This is a genomic window from Francisella sp. LA112445 (assembly GCF_012224145.1).
Lineage (GTDB): Bacteria > Pseudomonadota > Gammaproteobacteria > Francisellales > Francisellaceae > Francisella.
Map to the genome: position 1 here is coordinate 1,921,018 of NZ_CP041030.1, position 25,067 is coordinate 1,946,084.

Genomic DNA, 25,067 nt, shown 5'->3' on the forward strand with positions numbered 1-25,067 from the left:
ATAAAAAATAGAGACTTGAAGAAAATTTATAGATTAATTATTTGAATAACTTTTTAAAGAAATTAGCCATTTTTGAGAATGGGCAAGAAGAATCAGAAGATTCTGATGTTTCTATAGAATCTTGTGAATCTTTAGATTCTTTAGAACTAGCTTTATGCTCTACTGAGCTAGAGTCTTTTTTCTGAGCCATCATATCTTTTAAAACAGTTTGTAAAATACCACCATTTTTTAGATAATCAACATCAACATCAGCATCTAAACGTGCTAATGCTTCAAATGTTGTAGTATGAGCAGTCTTCGGATGTACAGCTTCTACAACAACTCTTTGACGAGGTTGAATATTGTTTAGGTTTTTAATGTTAAACATCTCAGAACCATCTAACCCAAGAGTTTTAGCATTTTGACCATCAACATACTCAAGAGGTAACACGCCCATACCTACCAAGTTTGATCTATGAATTCTTTCATAGCTCTCAGCTATAACAGCCTTAACACCTAATAAGAATGTACCTTTAGCAGCCCAGTCACGCGATGAACCAGTACCATACTCTTTACCAGCTAAGATAACTAATGGAATATCTTTTTCTTTATACTTCATCGCAGCATCAAATACATACTGTTGAGAACCATCAAGATGATATTTAGTAAAGCCACCTTCAACATTATCTAAAAGTAAGTTACGGATACGAATATTTGCAAAAGTACCTCTCATCATAACTTCATGGTTACCACGACGAGAACCATATGAGTTAAAGTCTTTTTTCTCAACACCATGTGATTTTAGGTATTGTCCTGCAGGATAGTCTTCAGGTATCGCACCAGCTGGAGATATATGGTCAGTAGTTACAGAATCACCTAACATTAAAAGAGTTCTCGCCCCTTTAATATCTAAATTATCATTACCTTCAGCAAACTTCTCAAAGAAGTTCGGGCACTGAATGTAAGTTGATGACTTATCAAACTCATATAGTTTACCTTCAGGAGCGTCAAGTTTTTGCCAATCTTCTGTACCATCAAGTACTGTTGCATAAGCTTTTTTGAACATTTCTGAATTAATTACATCAGATTGAATAGCTGCGATTTCTTCAGTAGTTGGCCATACATCAGCAAGATATACGTTATTACCTTCAGCATCTACACCGATAGCATCTTCAATAGGATCAAAATCAACTGTACCAGCTAAAGCATAAGCTACTACATGGATAGGTGAAGCTAAATAGTTTGCTTTAACATGAGGGTTAATACGACCTTCAAAGTTACGGTTACCTGAACTTACAGAAGCTACAACTAAATCTGCTTCATTAATTGCATTAACAACAGGCTCATCAAGAGGTCCAGAGTTACCAATACATGTAGTACAACCATATCCTACAAGGTTAAATCCTAAATTCTCAAGTTCTGGAAGTAAGTTTGCCTTCTCAAGGTATTGAGTTACAACTTGTGATCCCGGTGCTAAAGAAGTCTTAACAAAAGGTTTAACCTTTAGACCTTTCTCATTTGCTTTTTTAGCAAGTAAACCAGCACCTAATAGTAGTGATGGGTTTGATGTATTTGTACATGATGTAATTGCAGCAATAGCAAGTGAACCATGAGTAATAGATTCACCAAGCCCCTCTACTTCTGCAGATTTTTGCAACTGCTCTTGTGTTAAGCCAAAGCCATGTAAGCCTTGTTCATGAACTAGCGCCTCTGCAAAAGCTTTTTTCATATCATGGAACGCTACTCTATCTTGAGGACGCTTAGGACCTGCTAGGTTAGACTCAACTTCAGATAGATCGATTTCTACAATACTAGAATACTCTGGCTCTTCAGCTGGGTTTTCTCTAAATAGCAACTGCTCTTTATACATTTCACGCGCAGCATCAACAAGCTCACTACGGTTAGTATTGTTAAAGAAGTCTAAAGTCACTTCATCAACTGGGAAGAAACCAATAGTAGCACCATATTCTGGAGCCATGTTAGCAATTGTAGCTCTATCCGGTAAAGATAAGCTTTCTAGACCTTCGCCATAATACTCTACAAATTTACCTACCACACCATGCTTTCTAAGTGCTTCGGTGATTTTTAGAACTAAATCAGTTGCCGTTACACCAGTTTTTAATTTACCAGTAAGTTTCACACCTACAACATCTGGAAGTACCATATAGTATGGTTGACCAAGCATTACAGCTTCAGCCTCGATACCACCAACACCCCAGCCTACTACACCAACACCGTTGATCATAGTAGTATGAGAATCTGTACCAACTAAAGTATCTGGATAAATTACATTTTCACCATTAATATTTTTAACTAATGCACCTTTCGCAAGATACTCTAAGTTTACTTGGTGGATAATACCCATTCCAGGTGGTACAACTGTAAAGTCATCAAATGCTTTTTGTGCCCACTTAAGTAAACTATATCTTTCACCATTTCTTTCAAATTCTTTAGCTACGTTTTGTGCTAATGCTGTTTTTGTACCATAGTAATCTACTTGTACAGAATGGTCGATAACCATAGCTGTATCTACAAGAGGGTTAATTTTATCAGCATCTCCGCCAGCATCTTTTATAGCTTTTCTCATCGCTGCTAAATCAACTACTGCTGGAACACCTGTAAAGTCTTGCATTACAACTCTAGCAGGCATATGTGGAATTTCTGGTCTAGAGCTAGCTTTCGCATCCCAGTCTAGCACCTTATTCATATCTTCTTCTTTTACTTTGTAACCATCGATGTTTCTTAATTGGTTTTCAAGTAACACTCTTATTGAATATGGTAGACGATTTACATCTTTACCAAGTTCTTGAGAAAGTTTTTTTAAGCTATATAGAGAATATTTATTTCCTTTATCTTCTATATTAAGCTTAGTGATATTTTTAATATCAGACATGCTATTAACCTCCGTAGATACCATATTTTTTTCGCATACGGGTATATTTTAACCTTTTAAAGCCTATTTGTATATAAAATAACGCCTGCTACAGCTCCGCTTTTGATTTAAGACTCATATAATTATTGAATTACTAATCAAAAATGAAGATTATTATCCACTTAAAAACCTAACTCTATAGATTAATATTGATAAATACTTTATAGACACCTATCAATTACTCTAACATTTCCAATAAACTCTTCTCTCAAAAAACCTCAGAGCTAGAGTTTAAATTATACGAAATTGCTCTTTTAATCCTCTAAAAAATAATCTATGAACCACTTTTGATATAAATGCTGAAGAACTAGTATCACACAATGCGAAAAACATTAGCATTCAAAATAAAGTTGCAACAAGTCAACTTTTTTAATGTTAATTAATTTATTAGATTTAAATCCAGTTCTTCTCTTGATCTTTTTTGACACAAATAGCGCCTAAAGCTATATTATTATTTGCTTGCATATCTGTAAGCTTATCAGCAGAAACAGATATTTTTTTAACTGAGAATGTTTTAGGATTTACAAGTAATACCATCACTGCCTGACAACCTTCTTTTTTATCACATGTCGCTTGAGGTAGTTTAGCACCAAAACTTGGAGTACTAATAGCAGTAGGTATAACGTATCCTTTTGGACATGTTATTTTTACTTGAGTAGCAGATAAGCTCAAAGATCCTTGGTCCGATCCATACTCTCCTAGCTTAAATCCTGACTTTTCATAATCGCCTGCATAAGTAACACTTTGGTTTGCTTCTTTCTTACTTACGCCACAAGCCACTAAACCAATTGTTACCAGGATTACTAACAAGCATTTTAATACTTTGTTTTGCATATCTTTCCCCTAACTAACCTCTAAACATTGATAGATCTAACCTGCCTTTTTTAAAAGGTGGACACCACAGATAGCTAGTTTCAACGATTTTAGAAAACTGAAATACTCCATCAACGATACCATCACTACCACCAAGCATATTTCCCATCTGTAAGTTAAAAGATCTAAATGAGGGAGCAAATGCTGAAAACATAAACCCTCCATTTAAATCATTATCCGACCAGGGCATCGATTTTCTTAAAAGTAATGCTTCTGGTTCAAAATTCTCTTTTGCAGATCTTTTTACATGGGCAAAATCTTTTAAATCTTTAAACTGATGTGAGTCATCTAATGACCTACCTATACACTCCTCTTTCTGTGTTTGACTTACACTATTTAACCAATCAAAATCATGTAACCATTGTTGAAGTACCCAAAAGCTTGATCCTTCTAAATCCCCATCCACAGCTATAGCAGCTGGAACTTCTTCTTCACCTTTAGGATTCTCTATGCCATCCTCAAAACCTGAAAGATCATATTTACCATGATATGTATAGCTTGAAATAACTTTCTCAAAATCAAAATAATCACCAAGAGCTTTTCTAATACCTATAGCATTATGAAATAACTCTCCTCTATCATCATTTCGTAACCACAATACTAAATCATATCCATCATCATCTGACATTCTTTCACTATTAAACCTAGCTCTTTGATAATCTTCATCTTTAGGTATATCAAACATTTTCAAAAGATCATTACCAAATCCTGCCACAACACGTTTACCATCAACAAACCTTTGCAAGACTTTTAGACCAAAGTTTATATCCACATCCTTTTTAAGATTAAACATCATATATTTAGCTGATGAAGGTAAATTTTCTACCACCCCTAATTGATATTTTATTATTTGCATCCCAACTTTCTCTTATAAAATCATTACTAATAGTTATAATATAAACAATAAACATAAAACTCCATAAGCAATGATAAAAAAACAACTTTCCTTCTTTCTTCTTGTTGGCATTTTAGCCTCAATAACAAACTTCGTAATAGTATGGATCCTTGTCGAATTAGATATTTTCAGACCTTTGGTAGCGAACTTCTTTGCTTTTTTAATCGCCTTTAATGTTAGTTATTTTGGTCATAGATTTCTGACATTCTCAACCACTACACAATCGCACAAAAAAGCAGCTTCCCAGTTTTTTATAAATGTCATGATAGGCTTATGCCTAAATGAGTTCATCTATTATGTGCTTCTTCACCTACTAAAAATACAATATTTATTAGCTTTATTTATAACTATGGGACTAGTTGCTGTCTATACATTTGTAGTAAGTAAATTCTTAATCTTTAAGGCATAATAATGTTTGAAATAGATAAACAAATAGCCATATATATTCACTTTCCTTGGTGCGTGCGTAAATGCCCATATTGTGACTTTAACTCACATGCCATAAAGGATGATTTGTACCTATCAGAGCAATACTATAAACAACTTATTGCAGATTTTGATAGTCATATTGATGACCTACAAGGTAGAAAAGTAATTAGTATCTTTGTGGGTGGTGGGACGCCATCTTTATTTAAACCCGAATATCTTGGAAAAGTCTTAGAGCATATCAACAAAAATGCTCGCCTTAGTAATAGCTGTGAAATAACTTTAGAAATGAATCCCGGAACAGTAGAAAGAGGTTCTATCTCAAGCTATCAGAATATTGGCATAAATAGAATATCTTTAGGCGTCCAAAGCTTCCAAGATGAAAAGCTCAAGATTTTAGGTAGAATCCATAATACTGAGAATGTTTATAATACTATCGAAGAAATAAAAAAATCGAAAATTTCAAACTTTAATATAGATATTATGCATGGTCTACCAAATCAAAGCTTTGATGATGGAATATTTGATATTTCAGAAGCTATAGCAATGCAACCAACACATGTTTCATGGTATCAACTAACTATAGAGCCAAACACTCTCTTTGCAGCAAGACCTCCAAAACTACCAGATGAAGAAACTTTAGAAAATATTGAAATAACAGGTAAAAAGCTTCTTGATGATTCTGGATATAAGCAATATGAAATTTCTGCATATGCAAAAAATAACCTACAGTCAAAGCATAACTCCACCTACTGGATGTTTGGTGACTATATTGGTATCGGAGCTGGAGCCCACAGTAAAATTACAAATCTTAAAACACAAGAAATAAAAAGGTCTTGGAAACATAAACATCCTAAGATATACACACAGGCAAAAAACTTTGTAAAAGATTCTACTATTGTTGCAAAGCATGATTTAATTTATGAATTTATGCTAAATACACTCAGACTAAAAAATGGCTTCTCTTTAGAAACATTTGAAAAGCAAACATTTTTATCTAGAGAGACTATTCAAGAGAAACTAAAAGTTGGTTTAAATAAAGGCTTATTTGAAATTATAGATAATCAGGTTAGACCGACACAAAAAGGATACTTATTTTTAAATGATTGTATTAATCTTTTTATTTAGTCATCATATCTAACTTGAGAAACTTTGCCACTTATCGCATCAATAACTACATTAACTTCTTGATTATTAGAATCTAAACATTCTACCTTAAAAGCCCCGTTAGAATTTTCAATTTTTGTAATAGTTTTACATCTATCTTTAGGCACATTTTTTATTGCTTGGATCATATTTATCTGTTTTACTTTAGATTTCTGGGCTGGAACAGTGCCTGTGGTCGGATCTATATATAAATTCTGTTCTTGACCATCTTTATTAATGACCTTAGCTTTATAAACACCATCATCATATTTTACTTCATTAATCCCACCATATCCCTGAGCATATATATTAGCAACAATCTTACTAATAGGCATAGTACCTGAAGGAGGAATATCATCAGCAAATGCAGTTGTAGCTAATATAGTCATTGATAAAACAATTCCTGATATTTTTAATATTATTTTCTTCATGAATAACCCTTTTATTTCATCTTAAATATCTATTCGAGCCTAACATTTACAATTTTAAAAATCAATTTCTTAGATTAAAAATATAATCACCAGTTCTATTACGCACCACTCTTTAAAACCATATTTATGTACTTATCAATTTGATCTTTTAAAAATCTAACTATTTTTGCCCTATCTTTGAGATATTTTGAAACAATTACTGTTTGCCTATCATGAAAAGTTTTAACAGAAATTCCTTTAATTGATCTCATAGATAATGATTCTGAAATCTCATTATAATTTTCAACTAAAACGCCCGCTGCTAAATTATTTTGTATTAATTTTATTTTTTGACTATCATCCTCTACTACATATCCGATATTCTTTATCAAAAAGTTAGTATCATCATCAAACTTAAAGTTTAAGCTTTGGTCATTGATAGAATCTCTTCTAAAGACAAAAGGTACCTTTAATATGTTTTTAGGTTTGTTATCTAGGTCATATTGCTTAATTAACTCTTCTCCCGCATAGACCCTTGAGGGTAAACTAGCTGAATCAATATTTGCACATATTATCCATCGATCTTGATCTATTTTATCTAAATCTTTAGAAGTTATAATTGCAATATCATAATTATTTAAGTGATAAAAGTAAGTGTTTGACTGATATAGTAAATAACTATCAAAAGTAAAAGTATGTTTCTTACTTACATCCATTTCATGCAAATTTTGTAATAGATAATTTACAAAGACTCTAGTGCCATAAACTCGTATGTAACTTAATTTATCTATGCCTCTATGTTTAGCACTTAAAATACTACTTTCTAAATCCGTATAAAGCCGATGACATGATGAATAATACTTCATCCCATCTTTTGTTATGTCTATTTTGTTACTATTTGCTTGTGTTAATTTAATTCCTAAAAAGGATTCTAATATTTCAAGCTTACTTCGAACTGTATTTATTTCGACAGAATAAAAATTTTTGACTGCTGTATATGAGCCAAGCTCAACTAAAGATATAAAATATCGAGTACCTTCAATAATATTTCTATCAACAACTTCCTTGACGACATCTTTCATATTAAATTTTCAACTTTATAATAAAGCATAGTTATATATTAATTATAAAATTAAAAGAATAATATATTTTTCTAAAGAATATTTTTTTTGGTGCACTGAGTGGGACTTGAACCCACACGTCCTATGGACACCACCCCCTCAAGATGGCGTGTCTACCAATTCCACCACCAGTGCAAAAAATCAAATAAAAAGATTATTATTTATTTCTTTGGAGTAGTTCCGTTTTTAACACCTGAAGCCTTAGAGACTTCTTGTTGATACTGATCATATTGACTAGCGATAGACTTTTCAGAACTAGTAGAACTAGCAACAACAGGTGAATTAGAGCTTTTTCCTAAGTATCCTAAGCTAAGACAACATACAAAAAACAACGCTGTGAAAAATACTGTCATCTTAAATAAGAAAGATGCTGCACCTTTACTTCCAAAAACTGTATTTGAAGCGCCAGCACCAAAAGATACTCCCATATTTGCACCTTTACCTTGTTGTAATAAAACTAATACAACAATTGCAATAGCTGCGATAATATCTATAGTTAAAATTATTCCGTACATATTTTATTTGCTTGATTTATTATTTCGTTAAACTCAGAAGCTTTTAGAGATGCTCCACCAATTAAACCACCATCAACATCAGGCAGACTTAATATATCTTTAGCATTTCCAGCTTTTAGGCTACCACCATACACTATTTTCATATTTTTAGCAAGATTTTCATCTACTTTAGCTACTAATGAACGGATAAACTGATGAGTTTCTTGTACCTGTTCTAAAGATGCTACAACACCTGTTCCTATTGCCCAAACAGGTTCATAAGCGATAACAACTTTTGCTAATTGTTCAATAGAAAGCCTACTTAAAACTAGTTCTAACTGAGTTGCTAAGACTTGCTCTAGCTTACCACCTTCTCTATCTTCTAATGACTCACCAATACACACCACAGGCACGATAGCTGTATCTATAACTTTCTCTAGCTTTTTGAAAACATCCTGATCTGTCTCACCAAATAAAGATCTTCTCTCAGAATGTCCTATTAGCAAATAGCCACATCCAACATCATGTAACATATCTGCTGAAAGCTCACCTGTGTAAGCACCATCATCATAAAAAGTAATATTCTGTAAACCTACACCTACATCTTCAGGTAGTTGAGAAATTACTTCCTTAACATATACACTTGATGGAAAAACAGCTACATTAACTTTTGAGCTATCATAACTTACTTGAGAGATACCACTACAAAGCTCTTTTATACTTGCAGAGTTACCATTCATTTTCCAGTTTCCCATAATTAATTTTTGCATATCTACACCAATTTCTGTTTTACTTGTTCTACTAAATATTCTGCTTCTTTTAAAGCTAGAGTTTTATCGTCAGCTTCAACCATAACTCTTAATACAGGTTCAGTTCCAGAAGGTCTCAATAAGACTCTACCTCTATCAGCTAATCTTTGCTCTACTTCTGCAACATCATTAGCCATTTTCTCTAGGTCTTGGGCCGAAACTTTTCTTGTTAAAGGCACATTAATTAAGGTTTGTTGCATAAGCTCACCTTGTAACTTAAACTTAGAAACAGGCTTATCTGCTTGTGAGAAAATTGCTAACAGTTGTATAGCTGTAAATAGGCCATCACCTGTTGTTCCAAAGTTTAAATTAATTACATGACCTGATGATTCGCCACCAATCTTGTAGCCATACTTTTTTAGATCCTCAAGGACATATCTATCACCGACTTTAGAACGTATAAATGGGATATTGTTAGCTTTATAATGATTTTCATAGCTCATATTTGTCATCTGTGTACCAACTATTCCAGCTGTTCCCCCACAGATATCACTATGTTGTGCAAGGATGTTCAAAATGCCATCACCATCAATCTCTTGTGCATTTTCATCCACTATGATTATTCTATCTGCGTCTCCATCTAGAGAAATACCTAAATCAGCATTATGTTCTTTTACAGCTGATTTAATATTACTCATACACGTAGCGCCACATTCAACGTTAATATTTACACCATCTGGATTAGATGCGATTGAAACATAATCAACACCAAACTTATCAAGTAATGCTTCAAACTTATGTGATGCTGCGCCATGAGCACAATCAACAACAACTTTGCCTTTATAATTTACTAAACTTCCAAATCGCTCATGCATTTCAGCTATATACTCATCAATAGAGCTTTCTAGAACTTTATAACTACCAAACTTATATTCAGGCTGATAGATGAAGCTACTATCTATTTTAGCCTCAACTTCTTCTTCTAAAGCATCATCAAGCTTAAAGCCATCAGATGAAAAGAGCTTAACACCATTATCAGTAAATTTATTATGCGATGCTGTAATTACAAATCCTGCTGTAGCTTTATGCTTAACAGTTATAAACGCTACAACTGGAGTTGGTACAACTCCTAAGTCTATTACATCAATTCCAGCAGCATTTAGTCCAGAAACTAAAGCAAACTTAAGAAGTCTACCGGAGCTACGAGTATCTTGACCTATAACTACAAACTTAGGGTAGCCTTTATCATTAATTAAAGAACCAACAGCATTACCTAGTTTCTGCATAAACTCAGCGGTGATAGTTGAGTTACCTACCTCACCTCTGATTCCATCTGTACCAAAGTACTTTGCCATATAGTATACCTCTTAAAATTTTAATAATGCAGATACATTATAACCTTCTAGAGCCTCTCTGCCACCTAAACCATCAAGTTCCATGACAAAAATAAGAGATGCGACCTCAGCTTGTGTTTTTTCTATAAGTTTAGTTGTTGCTTTTGCAGTCCCTCCAGTAGCTAATAAATCATCGACAACTAGAACTTTATCTTTTGCTGTAAATGCATCTTTATGTACTTCTAGGCTATCACTGCCATACTCTAAATCATAACTTATTTTATAAGTTTCTCTAGGAAGCTTACCAGGTTTTCTCACAGGAACAAATCCTAAGCCTAAAACTTCGGCTAATGCTACTCCAAAGATAAACCCTCTACTTTCTGTTCCTGCTATCACTGTTGGCTTAATTTCATTTTTTTTCAACTCTTCAGCCATAGCTTGAGCCGTAGCTTTCAAACCATTAGGGTCTGCTAGTAGAGGAGTAATATCTCTAAACATAATACCTGGCTTAGGAAAATCAGGCACAGCAACAATCTTATCTCTTATAAAATCTAAACTCATGGAAAAATACCTTTTAGAAAAAAAATTAAAAAATGAAAAATTATACTTGAAGAAGAATTCTATTTGGATCTTCTAATAATTCTTTGATCATTTTCAAGAATCTTACAGAAGTACCGCCATCAATAATTCTGTGATCATAAGATAATGCTAAATACATGATTGGACGGATTTTGATTTCGCCATTTACAACCATAGGACGCTCAACAATATTGTGCATACCTAAGATAGCACTTTGTGGAGAGTTTATGATAGGAGTAGATAGCATAGAACCATATGTACCACCATTTGTAATAGTAAATGTACCACCTTGCATATCTTCTAAGCCTAATTTACCATCACGACCTTTGATAGCTTTGTCAAGTACATCTGCTTCTAGCTCAGCTAAAGATTTAGTATCTGTATCTCTTAGAACAGGAACTACTAAGCCTCTATCTGTACCAACCGCTATACCAATATCAAAGTAGTTATGATAAACAATTTCATCGCCATCAATAGAAGCATTAACATCAGGGAACTTCTTAAGAGCTTCTGTTGCAGCTTTGATGAAGAAAGACATAAAGCCAAGCTTAGTGTCATGTTCTTTAACAAACATATCTTTATATTTCTTTCTAAGCTCCATAACTGCTGTCATATCTACTTCATTGAAAGTAGTTAAGATAGCATTTGTATGCTGTACTTGTACTAATCTATTTGCGATAGTTTGACGTAGACGAGTCATCTTAACTCGTTTTTCAAATCTAGGACCTTGCTGTGCAACTGGAGCTGATTGTCCAGCACTACTTGGAGCTGTTGCAGCTTTTTTAACATCATCAGATGTAATACGTCCTTTCTTACCTGTGCCTTGTATATTTGCAGCCGAGTCTAAACCACTAGCATTAAATGCTTTGCGTGCAGAAGGTACTAGGTGTGGATCATTATCACTTGAAGCTGATGCTTGCTGTTCACTAGATTCAGCTGCTTTAGATGGAGCTGCTACAGTACCTTCAGCGATCTTAGCGATCAATTCTGCCGAAAGAACAGTTTCACCCGCTGGCTTTAATATTTTCACTAATGTTCCATTTGATGTCGCTGGAACTTCTAATACAACTTTATCTGTTTCTATTTCTGCTATGATATCACCTTCTGAAACAGCATCACCTTCGTTTTTGTGCCACTCCGAAATTGTACCATCTGCTACAGATTCAGGGAAAACAGGAGCTTTAACATCTATCTCAGCACCTGTTGAAGTTTGTTGTTGCGGTGCTTCTGCTTGAGAGGCACTTTCTTTCGAGCTTTCTTGTGATGCAGAAGCATTTGTATCGATATTAGCTAAAGCTTCTTCAGAAAGAACGATATCACCTTCGTTTTTCTTAATATCTTTTAAGACACCGCTAGCAGTTGCCGGAACTTCTAATACGACTTTGTCTGTTTCTATTTCTGCTAAAATATCACCTTCTTCTACAAAGTCACCTTCCTTTTTATTCCACTGAGCTAATGTGCCATCTGCTACAGACTCAGGAAACATAGGTACTTTTAATTCAATCATTTCTTACTCCTAGTAATAATTTATTTTATATTTCTAAAGCTCTATTTATAATCTCTTCTTGCTGTTTAACGTAAAGAGCATGATAACCAACTGCTGGAGTAGAAGACCTTTCTCTAGCAACACACAGTAATTCTTGATTTTTGCCAACAAGCCTTTCAATAAAGTGTCTGATGTTATACCAAGCTCCTTTATTTTGTGGCTCTTCTTGTAACCAAACAATTTTCTCAGCATTTTTATATTTAGCAAAAATCTCAGCCACTTCCTCTCTAGGGAAAGGATATAGCTCTTCTAATCTTACTACAGCAATATCTTCATGTGCATCTTGCTTCTTACTCATAAGATCATAATACACTTTTCCATTACATAGTATTAATTTTTTGACCTTATCTGCCTTAGCACTTGCATCATCAATTACTGGCTCAAACTTTCCTGTAGCTAACTCATCTAGAGATGAAACTGCCATAGGATTTCTTAGTAAACTCTTCGGTGTCATCACTATTAGAGGCTTTCTTAAAGGTCTAATTACTTGACGTCTTAAAAGATGATATATTTGAGCTGGAGTAGTAGGTGTACAAACCTGCATATTATTATTAGCACATGAGCTTAAAAATCTCTCTAATCTTGCAGATGAATGCTCCGCCCCAGCACCCTCTTGGCCATGAGGTAAGAATAATGTTAATCCCGATAAGATTCCCCACTTCTCTTCTGCTGCAACAAGGAACTGATCTATCACAACCTGAGCCGTATTTACAAAGTCACCAAATTGCGCTTCCCAAATTACTAAAGAATCCGGACTATAACAGCTATAACCATACTCAAAACCCAAAACACCATATTCTGAAAGAGTTGAATCTATAACATCAAACCTAGCTTTCTCATTGATATGCTCTAATGGGATATACTCTCTTAATGGTGATTTAGTATCCATATTTTTAACTACAGCATGACGATGAGAGAAAGTTCCTCTACCACTATCCTCACCAGAGATTCTCACTGGATATCCCTGATCAAGTATTGTTGCATACGCTAAACTCTCGGCAAAGCCCCAATTCAAAGGTAGCTCTTCATTAGCCATCTTAACTCTATCTGTAATAGCTTTTTTAACTTGCATTTGAGCTTTGATCTCATCTGGAACTGTACTCATTTTTAATGCAAGCTCTTTAAGAGTCTCTTTAGATATTGGTTTATAGTCATACTTAGTCTCTTGCTTACCTATGTATGGCACCCAATCACAAACCTTTAGCTTATCTTTAACTGTGCTTCTATCAAGAATATCAACTGTAACTCTACCTTCATCTAGCTTACTACGATATCCTGAATTTAGTCTAGAAATAAAGTCATTATCTACAGTACCTTCTTTTACTAGCTTTTCACTGTATTGTTTTAAAGTAGTAGGAAGTTTCTTAACTACCTCGTACATTTCTGGCTGAGTTCCTGAAGGTTCATCTGTTTCATTATGACCGTTTCTACGATAACAAACTAGATCAATAACAACATCCTTATTGAACTTCATACGATATTCTAGTGCAATATCGGCAACTCTAACAACAGCCTCTGGATCATCTCCATTAACATGGAAAATAGGAGCATCTACCATTTTAGCGATATCTGTTGAGTAGTTACTACTTCTATTAACACCAAATTTACTGCTTGTTGTGAAACCTATTTGGTTATTTACAACTAGATGTACAGTACCACCTGTTCCATATGCTTCTGTCAATGAAAAACCAAATGTTTCCATTACAATACCTTGTCCACAAAAAGCAGAATCGCCATGGATCAATATAGGTAAAACCTTGTTATGCACATTTCCTTCAAGTTTATCTTGAATAGCCTTAGCTGCACCTTCAACAACAGGATCAACAACCTCAAGATGAGATGGGTTAAACGCTAAAGCAATCTTTGCCTCCTTACCATCTATACTTCTATAGTTAGAGTAGCCCATGTGATACTTCACATCACCTGATAAACTTTTCTCACTTCGCTTACCTTCAAACTCTTCAAACAATTCTTTAGGATTTTTCCCTAGAATGTTTACAAGTACGTTTAAACGACCTCTATGCGCCATACCTAGTTGCACAAAACGTGTTTCATGTTTAGCAACTGATTTTTCTATAATATGTTGCAGTGATGGAATAAGAGATTCACCACCTTCTAAACCAAATCTTTTCTGCCCAACATATCTAAGAGCAAGATACTTCTCTAGACCTTCAGCTGCAACCAACTGTTGTAAGATCCATTTTTTTTCATCACTATTTGCAGGAGATGAGTTTTCTATTTTATCTTGCAACCAAAGCTTTTCTTCTTTATTACCAATATATCTATACTCATAGCCAACATTTGACTCATAAATAGCTTTAGCTTTTTCAATCACCTGTTTTAAAGGCATTGACTTATTATTAGTAAAATCTCCTAGATTCACTTGCTCTGATAAATCACTATCAGACAAACCATGAGCAGACAATTCAAGTCCAGAATCTCTATCAAACTTTGTAAGACCTAAAGGGTCAATATTTGCTGACTTATAGCCATGTGAACGATATGATTTAATTAAAGATTTTGCTTTTAAAGTTATATCATTCTCACCAACGACAATCGTACTGCCTGTTTTATGCTTAGCTAAGTTTTTAAACTCATCAACTAAATCTCTATGAACAGTATCTGTTGCTGTAGCTACAGAATCAAAAAAGGACAACCACTTAGGATCTATCCCTTCATGGTTGCCCGAAATGTAATCATCATATATTGATTCAAGATATTCTAGATTACCACCAAAGAACTGTGTGGTATCTAGCCATTGACTAAATTCTGATTGTTTTTTTTCCATATAAATACCTAAATACAGGTTTTAATTTTTTACACATTCTTTTTTAATAATGCAGATCTTATTTTACCAATAGCTTCTGTTGGGTTTAAACCTTTTGGACAAACTGAAACGCAGTTCATAATAGTTCTACATCTAAATAGACTAAACGGATCTTTTAAATCTTCAAGTCTTTCTTCAGTAGCTGTATCTCTTGAGTCTGCAATAAATCTATAAGCCTGTAATAATCCAGATGGCCCTATGAACTTATCTGGATTCCACCAGAAAGATGGACAAGATGTAGTACAACAAGCACATAAAATACACTCATATAAACCATCTAGCTTAGCTCTATCTTCAGGAGATTGTAATCTTTCCTTAACAGGTGGCTCATCATTGTTTATTAGATAAGGCTTAACTTTTTCATAGTTCTTATAGAACTGCTTCATATCAACTATTAAGTCTCTAACAACCGGTAGACCAGGTAGTGGATTTACTTTGATAGGCTGTCTTAACTCACCAATAGAAGTAATACACGCTAAACGGTTTTTACCGTTGATGTTCATACCATCAGAACCACAAACACCTTCACGACAAGATCTTCTCATTGCTAGAGTAGGATCCTGCTCTTTGATTAACTCAAGAGCTGTTAAAACTTTAACACCTTCATTTTCTACTGAAACAGTATACTCATCATAATAAGGTTTTTTGTCAACTTCTGGATTATATCTATAAATTTTAAATCTTACGTCCATTATATTAAATCCTTGTAATTAGTACTTACGTTCTGCTGGTTGGAAAGCTTTAACTTTAGTTGGAGACATATTCACACCACGTGAAGATGTTTTATCACCATCTAAGAAGTATAGCGTATGCTTCATCCAATTCTCATCATCTCTATCAGGGTAGTCTACTCTTGAGTGCGCACCTCTTGACTCTGTTCTTTCTAGAGCAAGTTTTGCTGTAGCTACTGCTGTTAACATTAAGTTATCAAGCTCTAGCGCTTCGATTCTCATCATATTAAATACTCTAGAATTATCTTCTAAAACAGCATTTTCTAATCTATCTCTTAGGGCATATAGCTTATCTAACCCTTCTTTCATTGTACTTTCTTGTCTAAATACTGAGAAGTACTGTTGCATTACTTGCTGAAGTTCTTTTCTAAGCTCAGAAATTTTTTCTTTACAACCTCTTTCTTCAGAAGAATCCCACTTCTTAATTCTAGCTGTTGCTTTTTCGATATTTTCTTGAGAAGCCTCTTTAATAGCCATACCTTCTTTTAAGCTTTGCTCAGCATGCATACCAGCAGCTCTACCAAACACAACCAAATCAAGTAAAGAGTTACTACCTAATCTATTAGCACCATGAACAGATACAGAAGCACATTCACCAACTGCATACAATCCACCAATAATTTTATCTTTACCATTCTCTTGCGTGATAACTTGACCATGTTTATTAGTAGGAATACCACCCATTTGATAGTGACACGTTGGCACAACAGGGATTGGTTTCTCAACAGGGTCAACACCTGCAAATGTCCTAGCAAGCTCTCTAACTGTAGGTAATCTTTCATCAATCACATCTTCACCAAGATGTGTCAAATCTAACCACACACAGTTTGAACCACTGAACGTATCACCACGACCTTCCATAATCTCTTGTTGCGAAGCTCTTGATACAACATCACGACAAGCAAGATCTTTTGCATTAGGAGCATAACGCTCCATAAATCTTTCACCATCTTTGTTACGTAGGATACCACCTTCACCACGGCAACCTTCTGTAACTAAAACACCAGCACCAGCAATACCTGTAGGATGGAACTGCCAAAACTCCATATCTTGAAGAGGAATACCAGCTCTTAAAGCCAGTCCCATACCATCACCAGTATTGATATAAGCATTTGTACTAGACTCATATATACGTCCAGCACCACCTGTTGCCAATATAGTTAGTTTTGACTTTAAGAACACTGTCTCACCAGTTTCGATACATAAAGCAATAACTCCTGATACACTACCATCATCCGCTTTGACTAAGTCAACAGCAAACCACTCAGTGTAAAAGTTAGTCTTATGTGCTAAGTTACCTTGATAAAGTGTATGTAGTAACGCATGTCCTGTTCTATCAGAAGCAGCACACGTTCTTTTCGCTTGATTTGCAGGATCAAAGTTTCTTGACATCCCACCAAAAGCACGTTGATATATCTTACCATCTTCTAAACGTGAAAAAGGCATCCCCATATGCTCTAATTCAATAATAGACTGTGGTGCATGTTCACACATATACTCAATAGCATCTTGGTCACCAATATAGTCAGACCCTTTCACCGTATCATACATATGCCACTTCCAATCATCAGAAGGAAGATCATCATCAAATTTAATATTCCCTAAAGCCGCTGCAATACCACCTTGAGCTGCAACAGTATGCGATCTTGTAGGAAAAACTTTAGAAACAACAGCAGTTTTAAACCCAGACTGGGATAACTGAAATGCTGCTCTTAGGCCTGCTCCACCAGCACCAATAACAATAGCATCAAATTCTTGTGTAGCTATACTCATAAAAACAACCTCTTAATAGAAAAATAAAATTGTAAATAACCAAAAAAAGCAGAATACATAAACCAAAACAAAACTCAGCATTACAAGAGCAGAGGCCCATGCACACTTAATGTAGTCACCACAAATAATCCATATACCTACCCACGCATGGAAAAACATTGCTAAGTAAGCGATAAGTGTAGCGATTCTAAAGAATATCCCATCAGTAAAAAGGCCTCTCCAACTATCATAGTTTAAGCTACCAGAATGAGATAAACATAATGCTTCAATTAAGAGATATGCAAAGTAAACAGCAATAATTACAGCCGTAACTCGTTGGACAAAAAAGTCCTTAATACCAGAAGAAGTCAATGAAATTACAGCCATAAGTAGCACCCCCAAAGAATAGCTGATAAAACACCTAAAACGATTACAATTAAAGATGTGATTTTAGCAACAGTCATACTCTCACCAAAGCCCATATCCATAATCATATGTCTGATCCCAGCATATACATGATAAGTTATTGCAGATAAGAACAACCAAAAAAATATACTAACCCAACTTTTTGTTAATACAGCTACAGTGTTCTCGTAACCAGTAGGCCCTGCAAGGGAATAATTCATTCCCACAACCACCAAAGGTATAGCAATAAGCAGAATCACCCCTGATATACGATGTAAGATAGAACTTATCGCAGTAACAGGGAATTTGTACGATTTTATTGACATTAAGTCAATGTTGGTAATTTTTTTCACGCTCGACGTCCCTCCGAAGCAATTTTTATATATAAATAAACTAGACTCAAACTAATGATTATACAACATTCTAATAATATATTTTTGTAGAATCAAATTCAAACTTTTAAGTAAAGTTTTAGTCTTATTTTCAGTTGCTATCAAAAATAGCAAAACTATTCAATACAAAGTTATAGCAGAGAATGTAATTTTACTAACAAAGATGTACAATTTTATTAACAATAGCTTTTATTTGCAAAAGATATTTGCAAATAGGCAATCTTTAGCTTATTATTCCCCTGTGGCGATACCGAATTAGTATTATTCACTTTAACAACTGGTGTCTTTTTATTGCAATTTCTATATTGTAAAACCACATTTATATGATTTTTTCATTAACTCTTTTTTACGTGGAGGCCAATTTTAATGAGCAAATACGCAACGCTTAAATATGAAGCAAAAAATATCGAAATAGAATTACCAGTGCACTCTCCTAGTCTGGGGAATGATTGTATAGATGTTTCATCACTAGTAAAACACGGAATTTTCACTTATGACCCTGGATTTATGTCAACAGCTGCTTGTGAATCAAAGATAACATATATCGATGGAGGCAAAGGTGTTCTTCTTCATAGAGGCTATCCTATAGAAGAGTGGACAGAAAAATCTAACTACAGAACTCTTTGCTACGCTCTAATATATGGCAAACTACCATCTGATGAGCAAAGAGAAAGCTTCAGAAAAGAAATTATTTCTAAAATGACAGTATGTGAGCATGTTAAAGCTGCAATATCTGCTTTACCAAAACACACTCACCCAATGTCTGGATTAATTGCTGGTGTTAATGTTTTAGCGGCAGAATATATCCAAAATGGCAAAAAAGAGGCTCAAGATGAAGTTGCTAAAAACATTGTGGCAAAAATTGCTACAATCGCAGCTATGGCTTATAGACATAATCAAGGCAAAAAACTACTTGATCCTAAACCAGAATACGGATATGCAGAGAACTTCATCTACATGATGTTTGCTGATGATGAAAACTACAAGCCAGATGAACTACATGTAAAAGCAATGGATACAATCTTTATGCTTCATGCAGATCATGAGCAAAATGCTTCAACTTCTACTGTGAGATTATCAGGTTCAACAGGAACATCTCCATATGCTGCTATTATCGCAGGTATAACAGCCCTATGGGGACCTGCTCACGGCGGCGCTAATGAAGCAGTTCTTAAAATGCTATCTAGAATAGGTAGCATTGACAATATAGACACATATATTGCGAAAGCTAAAGATAAAGATGATCCATTTAGACTAATGGGCTTTGGTCATAGAGTATATAAAAACACAGACCCAAGAGCTACAGCTATGAAGAAGAACTGTGAGGAAATATTAGCTAAGCTTGGTAATAGTGATAACCCTCTTTTAACAATTGCTAAAAGACTTGAAGAAATCGCATTACAAGACGAGTTCTTTATTGAAAGAAAACTTTTCCCTAATGTAGATTTCTATTCAGGTATTATCTTAAAAGCAATGGGCATCCCTGAAGATATGTTCACAGCGATATTCGCTCTTGCTAGAACTTCTGGATGGATATCTCAATGGATTGAAATGGTTAATGACCCAGCACAGAAAATTGGCCGTCCTAGACAACTTTATACTGGTGAAACTAGTAGAGACCTCTAATAATTTCTATTATCAATCAATCTATTTACTTTTTCTTTAATTTAAATTAGTCTTTTATTAGTTTACCTATAAACTCGTATGAATCTAAATGACTAATAAACCAACTCTATCACAAAAGCTAATAGCTCCATTTAAGCAATCTAAAATGTTTAGTATGCTTATTTTAGGCTATGCTTCAGGATTTCCTTTGATGCTTACTGCATCATCTCTTTTCCTTTGGTACAAAGATAATGGCATAGAAACTAAAGATATTGGTTTTTTAACTCTTATTGCCGTGCCATATACATTCAAATATCTATGGGCTCCTTTTTTAGATAGGATAAAAATACCCAAATTTGGACGTCGAAAAGGTTGGATACTTCTAACACAAATAATACTAATCTTGTTAATAGCTGCTATGAGCAGATTTTCTCCTGCAAACTCTCCTTTTATAATAGCTTTTATTGGTTTTCTAATATGCTTTACATCTGCCACTCAAGACATAGCTATAAACGCATATCAAACAGAGATTCTAACAGAATCAGAAAGAGCTCTTGGTAATGCTGTTGCAGTAATGGGATATCGTATAGGTATGCTTGTAACAGGATCAATCATCTTAATTATAGTAGAAAAGTTAAATAACAACTGGAACCTAGCATGGTTGATGATAATACCTTTTTTCATTATATGTCCACTTTACACCCTTTTATTAAAGGAAAGCCAGTACCAAGAAGCTCCAAAAAACTTCAAACAAGCCTTTACGCTACCTTTTATTGAGTTTTTTACTAGACAAGGCTTTTATACAGCTATTATAATTCTTGTAATCCTTATTACATATAAGCTTGCTGATGCTATAGCCTTCTCATTAAACTCCCTATTTTTTGTTGATCTTGGTTTTGATAAAACTACAATTGCTGTTGCATACAAAGCCTTTGCCCTACTTCCTTCTATAGCTGGATTAGTTATAGGAGGCTTAATAGCTAAAAAAATAGGCATATATAAGAGCTTCCTATATTTTAGTATCATTATGGCATGTGCCAACTTAACTTATGCTTTACTAGCAATAGTTGGTAAGAACTATTACCTAATGGTTTCTTCAGTAGCAGTAGAATATTTCTGTGGTGCAATGGGAACAGCAATACTAGTTGCTATGATAATGAGTCTGGTTAATGTGAAATTCTCTGCTACCCAATTTGCTATCTTAAGCTCTATTGATTCGCTAGGAAGAGTTCTAGTAGGACCTCTTGCTGGATATATACAAAGTCTTTATCGCTGGGAAGGATTATTTGTATTTAGCTTTATCGTAGGAATTGTAATCTCTATAGTTATTTATTTATTTAAAGAGAAAATCAAGCTAATGGCTGATCTTAGATAAATCAATTCTTATTTTTTATTACCAAAGAATATCGATACAATAAAAACAGCCCAAGGAATTAGAAGGACTAACAAAACTATATTCATTGTAGTTTTAGTAATTTTAAGACTTGGAAAAAATATTACTACTAACATTGCTAAGAATATTAGCAACACTCCAGCAATAAAAGAGATTAGAGATAATTTACCTTTGAACATAGATACTATTTTGCAAACTGTTCAGATACAAATTCCCAGTTAACAATATCCCATAAAGCTTCGATATGCTTAGGTCTAGCATTACGATAGTCAATATAATAAGCATGCTCCCAAACATCAAAAGTTAATAATGGACGCTTATTATCAGTTAAAGGACAACCAGCATTACTTGTACTTAGAATCTCTAACTTACCTGATGAATTTTTTACTAACCAAGCCCAACCAGAGCCAAAAGTAGTCACTGCAGTCTTAGAAAACTCTTCTTTAAACTTATCAAAAGAACCAAAAGTCTCTACGATAGCTGCTTTTAACTGGCTCGACGGCTCTGTTTTGTTTGGAGAAAAACAGTTCCAATAGAAAGTATGATTATAAACTTGAGCAGCATTATTAAATAAACCACCAGAAGATGTTTTAATGATCTCTTCTAGAGTTTTACCTGCATGCTCAGTACCTTCTACCAAGTTATTCAAGTTAGTAACATATGTCTGATGATGCTTACCATAATGATACTCTATAGTTTCTTGTGAAATTACAGGCTCTAGCGCATTATTAGCATAAGGTAATTTTGGTAATTCAAATTTCATTTGCATACTCCTTTTACTTATTTTTAAAATATTTGTAACGTTTTCATACTATACCAATTTAATATAATATGCTATCATCTTTTAAACTAAATTTCTAAACTTACTTAGCTAATAAACAAAAGGAAACTTTGCAATGTATACACCAGAAGAGCAAAAAGTTGTAGATCGAATCGAAAAGCAAATAAAAGAAAATGATATTATTTTATATATGAAAGGCTCTCCTAATTTACCTCAATGTGGCTTCTCAGCTCACGCAGCAACAGCTGTAAGATCATGTGGTAAGCCATTTGCTTTTGTAAACATTTTAGAGAACCCAGATATAAGAGCTATCTTACCAAAGTATGCTGATTGGCCAACATTTCCTCAACTTTGGGTTAAAGGTGAGCTAGTTGGTGGTTGCGATATAATTATGGAAATGAAAGATTCTGGTGAACTTCAAGAGCTAATAGATTCAATTTAACAATCTTCACAATACACTTTTAGCTATTTTCTAGCTACTACTCATGATTCATTCAAATAATTTTAATTTGCAAATATTCATAATTAATCATCTGTAACTCTTACCCAAGCATCATCACCATACTTGCCTAAAGGACTATATGCAGTCTCTTGGCACAAGCTCGACTCAGGACCAATCCTGCATCGGTAATACTCTCCCCCAGCGATTATAACTTCACCACCCTTATAATTCTTAATGCCTTCAGGATATACGTGCTCATGTTTATCACTTTCTGGAAGAGCACTATTTTCAGGGATACTAGCCCAAGCCACATATCCCTTCTTGTCAAATGGAGAGTATGAAGCATCATTACATTGCTTCTCTTTCTGAGTTAAACATTTAAACTTTCTTCCTGCGGCTAAAACAATTTGTCCTGATTTATAACTGCCAATTTTAGCTGGATAAACTATAGCATCTTCCTTAATAGCTACTTTAGGCTCTTTTTTTGCTATTTGCTTATTTCTAAAAGTATCTAATTTGTGCCAGACTAATTGACCCATAGCACTATCGGGAATATATCTCTTATCATTGCATAATTTCAAGTCTAAGCTAGAAGCACATTTATATTTTTTATTATGATAACTAACAATTGTATCTGCTGTATAAAAGCCTACTTGACTAGGATAATTAATAGCAAGCTTACTAGTTATTTTTGGTTTATTTTTAGGATTATCATTTTTGTCGATATTACTAAGCTTCTTACTTTTAGCTTTATCCTTATAAACCTTTGGAAGTTTTATCTTTGATATCGAATTTGTCATACTCCAAGCTTTGTGGGTATAATTCTTACCAAGAATTCCTTTTTTAATTGACATAGAATCAAAATCAATACTCCAAAGTGCAAATCCAGCAAATGAAGCCTGATACTCCTTCATTAGTGAAATAGCTGTATCAATATTTTGCTTATTTAGTACATAAACCATACCACTGTGGACAGCTCCTTTCATTGCAGGAATAATAAATACTAGTTTATCAGCTGGTATTCTAATTAAACTATCTTCACTATATTTTGCTAAATTAGCATCTCTACCTTCTTGAGTAGTTAATGCCCATGCAAGCGAAGCTAGAAACTCATCATAACCATCTAATGGCATAATTTTTAAGTATCTACCATCAGCACCCTTGTAGAAGCTAAATATCTGATCGGAAGCCTTATCAGAGTAGGTATTCAATAAGATATAATTTATATTTTCAATCCCTACATATCTTAATAAGTTAATATAATTATCATTGGTATAAATATTGTCTTTACCATTTTTTGCTACTGGTGCAAGTATATAATCCCACTGTGGTGAAAATGTTAACCAAAAGTCTGGATTTAGCTGTTTCATAGAAATAACAAAGTCTATTATCTTACTTGCGGCTATCTTTGCTGACTTATTGCTATTAGGGATCTCTGTACCAATCAAATCAAAGTTCACACCATCAAAACCATAACTCTGTATCAAAGATTTGAGCCCATCAAAGTTTATAGAATTCCAGTCAATATGAGAACTAAGCCCTCCATAAGAAACTAATACACGTTTATTTTTTGATTTCATATAAGCAATAAAAGCTTTTAACTGCCCTGGAGTATAAACTTTCTCCGATGCTCTATCTCCTTGGCTAAAGGCTAGCTTAAAACCACCACTATTACTGTAAGTCAAATACGCAGCAATTATTACATTATATTTACAAACATCAGGATGTTTATCACAGTAATCTTGAGTATTTGGTATTGATATATCTATCGGCTCTGTTGTTACTTGATGACCGAAAATATTATAAGAACTACTCTTACCCCATATTGGTAAAAACCCTGCAACTACAAGTCCTTCTATTTCACTTTGAGTTAAAGAACATTTATTCTTATAAACACAAACATTCAATTTCTCAGCAAAAACTCCTGACACTCCAACAAATTTTGACTCAGATATCAACTTATTTAATTGTGGAAATATCAGTTTGATGGCTTGATCTGTCAAAGGTGAATCTGTTGCATGCTGCATATCTGATTCTTTATTTTTTACTAAAGATAAGCTTAAGAATTTATCACTTTGCTGATTATTAGTAGCTTGCTGAGCCACTACAGGTTTAGTGACTACTTCAGCAAAAAGAGTATTTAAAAAAATCAGTAATAATATGGTTATTAGAGAGGTTTTTATACTAAACTGCAGCATACTAAAAACTGTAAAACCTAAAAGTTCATTATAACTTTATAAGCAGTTTTATACAAC

At 34.0% G+C, this 25,067-nt stretch carries 23 protein-coding genes and 1 tRNA gene; 5 read left to right on the forward strand and 19 right to left on the reverse strand.

Features of this window, described 5'->3' with window-relative positions:
* Positions 1–37: 37 nt before the first annotated feature.
* From acnA to FIP56_RS09280, 3 genes are all read right to left on the reverse strand, one after another.
* Positions 38–2,872 (reverse strand): aconitate hydratase AcnA, encoded by a 2,835-nt coding sequence (gene acnA / locus FIP56_RS09270; RefSeq protein ID WP_192578624.1) that lies wholly within the window; start codon positions 2,870–2,872, stop codon positions 38–40.
* Between the two features lie 432 nt (positions 2,873–3,304).
* The gene (locus tag FIP56_RS09275) at positions 3,305–3,745 is read right to left on the reverse strand and encodes a hypothetical protein (protein ID WP_192578625.1); all 441 of its coding nucleotides are present in this window, start codon (positions 3,743–3,745) and stop codon (positions 3,305–3,307) included.
* 13 nt (positions 3,746–3,758) lie between these two features.
* Entirely contained in the window at positions 3,759–4,640 is an 882-nt protein-coding gene (locus FIP56_RS09280; protein ID WP_192578626.1) for a Dyp-type peroxidase, read from the reverse strand.
* A gap of 70 nt (positions 4,641–4,710) precedes the next feature.
* Between FIP56_RS09280 and FIP56_RS09285 the strand changes: the two genes are divergently transcribed.
* Positions 4,711–5,088, forward strand: a complete 378-nt coding sequence (locus FIP56_RS09285; RefSeq protein WP_192578627.1) for a GtrA family protein — start codon at positions 4,711–4,713, stop codon at positions 5,086–5,088.
* A gap of 2 nt (positions 5,089–5,090) precedes the next feature.
* Positions 5,091–6,233 (forward strand): radical SAM family heme chaperone HemW, encoded by a 1,143-nt coding sequence (hemW, locus tag FIP56_RS09290; RefSeq protein WP_192578628.1) that lies wholly within the window; start codon positions 5,091–5,093, stop codon positions 6,231–6,233.
* On the opposite strand, the gene FIP56_RS09295 is transcribed toward hemW, so the two are convergent.
* The 13 genes from FIP56_RS09295 to sdhC all read right to left on the reverse strand — a co-directional run bounded on the left by FIP56_RS09295 (position 6,230) and on the right by sdhC (position 18,525).
* Positions 6,230–6,682, reverse strand: coding sequence for a PepSY domain-containing protein (locus FIP56_RS09295; protein ID WP_192578629.1), 453 nt, complete (start codon positions 6,680–6,682; stop codon positions 6,230–6,232). The two genes, hemW and FIP56_RS09295, sit on opposite strands and share 4 nt — an antisense overlap.
* Before the next feature lie 98 nt (positions 6,683–6,780).
* Entirely contained in the window at positions 6,781–7,743 is a 963-nt protein-coding gene (locus FIP56_RS09300) for a LysR family transcriptional regulator (RefSeq protein ID WP_192578630.1), read from the reverse strand.
* A gap of 88 nt (positions 7,744–7,831) precedes the next feature.
* Positions 7,832–7,917 (reverse strand) — tRNA-Leu (locus FIP56_RS09305).
* A gap of 26 nt (positions 7,918–7,943) precedes the next feature.
* The gene (secG, locus tag FIP56_RS09310) at positions 7,944–8,297 is read right to left on the reverse strand and encodes a preprotein translocase subunit SecG (RefSeq protein WP_192578631.1); all 354 of its coding nucleotides are present in this window, start codon (positions 8,295–8,297) and stop codon (positions 7,944–7,946) included.
* Entirely contained in the window at positions 8,285–9,046 is a 762-nt protein-coding gene (gene tpiA, locus FIP56_RS09315) for a triose-phosphate isomerase (RefSeq protein WP_192578632.1), read from the reverse strand. The genes secG and tpiA overlap by 13 nt, the downstream gene beginning before the upstream one ends.
* Positions 9,047–9,048: 2 nt before the next feature.
* Positions 9,049–10,380: a phosphoglucosamine mutase gene (gene glmM / locus FIP56_RS09320; RefSeq protein ID WP_192578633.1), complete on the reverse strand. Its 1,332-nt coding sequence runs from the start codon at positions 10,378–10,380 to the stop codon at positions 9,049–9,051.
* Between the two features lie 12 nt (positions 10,381–10,392).
* Positions 10,393–10,920 (reverse strand): adenine phosphoribosyltransferase, encoded by a 528-nt coding sequence (locus FIP56_RS09325; RefSeq protein ID WP_192578634.1) that lies wholly within the window; start codon positions 10,918–10,920, stop codon positions 10,393–10,395.
* 40 nt (positions 10,921–10,960) lie between these two features.
* Positions 10,961–12,445 carry a 2-oxoglutarate dehydrogenase complex dihydrolipoyllysine-residue succinyltransferase gene (gene odhB, locus FIP56_RS09330; RefSeq protein WP_192578635.1) on the reverse strand — a complete coding sequence of 495 codons (1,485 nt, stop codon included), beginning with the start codon at positions 12,443–12,445 and terminating at the stop codon, positions 10,961–10,963.
* A gap of 25 nt (positions 12,446–12,470) precedes the next feature.
* The gene (locus FIP56_RS09335) at positions 12,471–15,272 is read right to left on the reverse strand and encodes a 2-oxoglutarate dehydrogenase E1 component (protein WP_192578636.1); all 2,802 of its coding nucleotides are present in this window, start codon (positions 15,270–15,272) and stop codon (positions 12,471–12,473) included.
* Positions 15,273–15,301: 29 nt separating this feature from the next.
* Positions 15,302–16,003 carry a succinate dehydrogenase iron-sulfur subunit gene (locus FIP56_RS09340; RefSeq protein ID WP_192578637.1) on the reverse strand — a complete coding sequence of 234 codons (702 nt, stop codon included), beginning with the start codon at positions 16,001–16,003 and terminating at the stop codon, positions 15,302–15,304.
* 18 nt (positions 16,004–16,021) lie between these two features.
* Complete coding sequence (gene sdhA, locus FIP56_RS09345) at positions 16,022–17,815, reverse strand: succinate dehydrogenase flavoprotein subunit (RefSeq protein ID WP_192578638.1); 1,794 nt, start codon at positions 17,813–17,815, stop codon at positions 16,022–16,024.
* A gap of 12 nt (positions 17,816–17,827) precedes the next feature.
* A complete protein-coding gene (gene sdhD / locus FIP56_RS09350) occupies positions 17,828–18,196 on the reverse strand; it encodes a succinate dehydrogenase, hydrophobic membrane anchor protein (RefSeq protein WP_209451841.1) in 369 nt (122 codons plus the stop codon).
* On the reverse strand, positions 18,172–18,525 hold the full coding sequence (gene sdhC, locus FIP56_RS09355) for a succinate dehydrogenase, cytochrome b556 subunit (protein ID WP_209451879.1): 354 nt from the start codon (positions 18,523–18,525) through the stop codon (positions 18,172–18,174). Before sdhC ends, sdhD begins: the two co-directional genes overlap by 25 nt.
* A gap of 432 nt (positions 18,526–18,957) precedes the next feature.
* On the opposite strand from sdhC, the gene FIP56_RS09360 reads away from it, so the two are divergent.
* Both FIP56_RS09360 and FIP56_RS09365 read left to right on the forward strand, forming a co-directional pair.
* Positions 18,958–20,217 (forward strand): citrate synthase, encoded by a 1,260-nt coding sequence (locus FIP56_RS09360; protein ID WP_192578641.1) that lies wholly within the window; start codon positions 18,958–18,960, stop codon positions 20,215–20,217.
* 88 nt (positions 20,218–20,305) lie between these two features.
* Complete coding sequence (locus tag FIP56_RS09365; RefSeq protein ID WP_192578642.1) at positions 20,306–21,571, forward strand: MFS transporter; 1,266 nt, start codon at positions 20,306–20,308, stop codon at positions 21,569–21,571.
* An 8-nt stretch (positions 21,572–21,579) separates the two neighbouring features.
* Here the strand turns inward: FIP56_RS09365 and FIP56_RS09370 are convergent, their stop codons facing one another.
* Both FIP56_RS09370 and FIP56_RS09375 read right to left on the reverse strand, forming a co-directional pair.
* Entirely contained in the window at positions 21,580–21,768 is a 189-nt protein-coding gene (locus tag FIP56_RS09370) for a hypothetical protein (RefSeq protein WP_192578643.1), read from the reverse strand.
* A 5-nt stretch (positions 21,769–21,773) separates the two neighbouring features.
* Positions 21,774–22,352 (reverse strand): Fe-Mn family superoxide dismutase, encoded by a 579-nt coding sequence (locus FIP56_RS09375; RefSeq protein WP_192578644.1) that lies wholly within the window; start codon positions 22,350–22,352, stop codon positions 21,774–21,776.
* Between the two features lie 133 nt (positions 22,353–22,485).
* Here FIP56_RS09375 and grxD point away from each other — a divergent pair, with 133 nt between their 5' ends.
* Positions 22,486–22,812 carry a Grx4 family monothiol glutaredoxin gene (grxD, locus tag FIP56_RS09380; protein ID WP_150467515.1) on the forward strand — a complete coding sequence of 109 codons (327 nt, stop codon included), beginning with the start codon at positions 22,486–22,488 and terminating at the stop codon, positions 22,810–22,812.
* A gap of 83 nt (positions 22,813–22,895) precedes the next feature.
* Here the strand turns inward: grxD and FIP56_RS09385 are convergent, their stop codons facing one another.
* On the reverse strand, positions 22,896–25,010 hold the full coding sequence (locus tag FIP56_RS09385) for a chitinase (RefSeq protein ID WP_192578645.1): 2,115 nt from the start codon (positions 25,008–25,010) through the stop codon (positions 22,896–22,898).
* Positions 25,011–25,067: the final 57 nt, after the last annotated feature.

Bases quoted from the DNA above. Each gene is read 5' to 3' on its own strand.
- acnA (WP_192578624.1), bottom strand. From the start codon at position 2,872: ATGTCTGATATTAAAAATATCACTAAGCTTAATATAGAAGATAAAGGA.
- FIP56_RS09275 (WP_192578625.1), bottom strand. From the start codon at position 3,745: ATGCAAAACAAAGTATTAAAATGCTTGTTAGTAATCCTGGTAACAATT.
- FIP56_RS09280 (WP_192578626.1), bottom strand. From the start codon at position 4,640: ATGCAAATAATAAAATATCAATTAGGGGTGGTAGAAAATTTACCTTCA.
- FIP56_RS09285 (WP_192578627.1), top strand. From the start codon at position 4,711: ATGATAAAAAAACAACTTTCCTTCTTTCTTCTTGTTGGCATTTTAGCC.
- hemW (WP_192578628.1), top strand. From the start codon at position 5,091: ATGTTTGAAATAGATAAACAAATAGCCATATATATTCACTTTCCTTGG.
- FIP56_RS09295 (WP_192578629.1), bottom strand. From the start codon at position 6,682: ATGAAGAAAATAATATTAAAAATATCAGGAATTGTTTTATCAATGACT.
- FIP56_RS09300 (WP_192578630.1), bottom strand. From the start codon at position 7,743: ATGAAAGATGTCGTCAAGGAAGTTGTTGATAGAAATATTATTGAAGGT.
- secG (WP_192578631.1), bottom strand. From the start codon at position 8,297: ATGTACGGAATAATTTTAACTATAGATATTATCGCAGCTATTGCAATT.
- tpiA (WP_192578632.1), bottom strand. From the start codon at position 9,046: ATGCAAAAATTAATTATGGGAAACTGGAAAATGAATGGTAACTCTGCA.
- glmM (WP_192578633.1), bottom strand. From the start codon at position 10,380: ATGGCAAAGTACTTTGGTACAGATGGAATCAGAGGTGAGGTAGGTAAC.
- FIP56_RS09325 (WP_192578634.1), bottom strand. From the start codon at position 10,920: ATGAGTTTAGATTTTATAAGAGATAAGATTGTTGCTGTGCCTGATTTT.
- odhB (WP_192578635.1), bottom strand. From the start codon at position 12,445: ATGATTGAATTAAAAGTACCTATGTTTCCTGAGTCTGTAGCAGATGGC.
- FIP56_RS09335 (WP_192578636.1), bottom strand. From the start codon at position 15,272: ATGGAAAAAAAACAATCAGAATTTAGTCAATGGCTAGATACCACACAG.
- FIP56_RS09340 (WP_192578637.1), bottom strand. From the start codon at position 16,003: ATGGACGTAAGATTTAAAATTTATAGATATAATCCAGAAGTTGACAAA.
- sdhA (WP_192578638.1), bottom strand. From the start codon at position 17,815: ATGAGTATAGCTACACAAGAATTTGATGCTATTGTTATTGGTGCTGGT.
- sdhC (WP_209451879.1), bottom strand. From the start codon at position 18,525: ATGTCAATAAAATCGTACAAATTCCCTGTTACTGCGATAAGTTCTATC.
- FIP56_RS09360 (WP_192578641.1), top strand. From the start codon at position 18,958: ATGAGCAAATACGCAACGCTTAAATATGAAGCAAAAAATATCGAAATA.
- FIP56_RS09365 (WP_192578642.1), top strand. From the start codon at position 20,306: ATGACTAATAAACCAACTCTATCACAAAAGCTAATAGCTCCATTTAAG.
- FIP56_RS09370 (WP_192578643.1), bottom strand. From the start codon at position 21,768: ATGTTCAAAGGTAAATTATCTCTAATCTCTTTTATTGCTGGAGTGTTG.
- FIP56_RS09375 (WP_192578644.1), bottom strand. From the start codon at position 22,352: ATGAAATTTGAATTACCAAAATTACCTTATGCTAATAATGCGCTAGAG.
- grxD (WP_150467515.1), top strand. From the start codon at position 22,486: ATGTATACACCAGAAGAGCAAAAAGTTGTAGATCGAATCGAAAAGCAA.
- FIP56_RS09385 (WP_192578645.1), bottom strand. From the start codon at position 25,010: ATGCTGCAGTTTAGTATAAAAACCTCTCTAATAACCATATTATTACTG.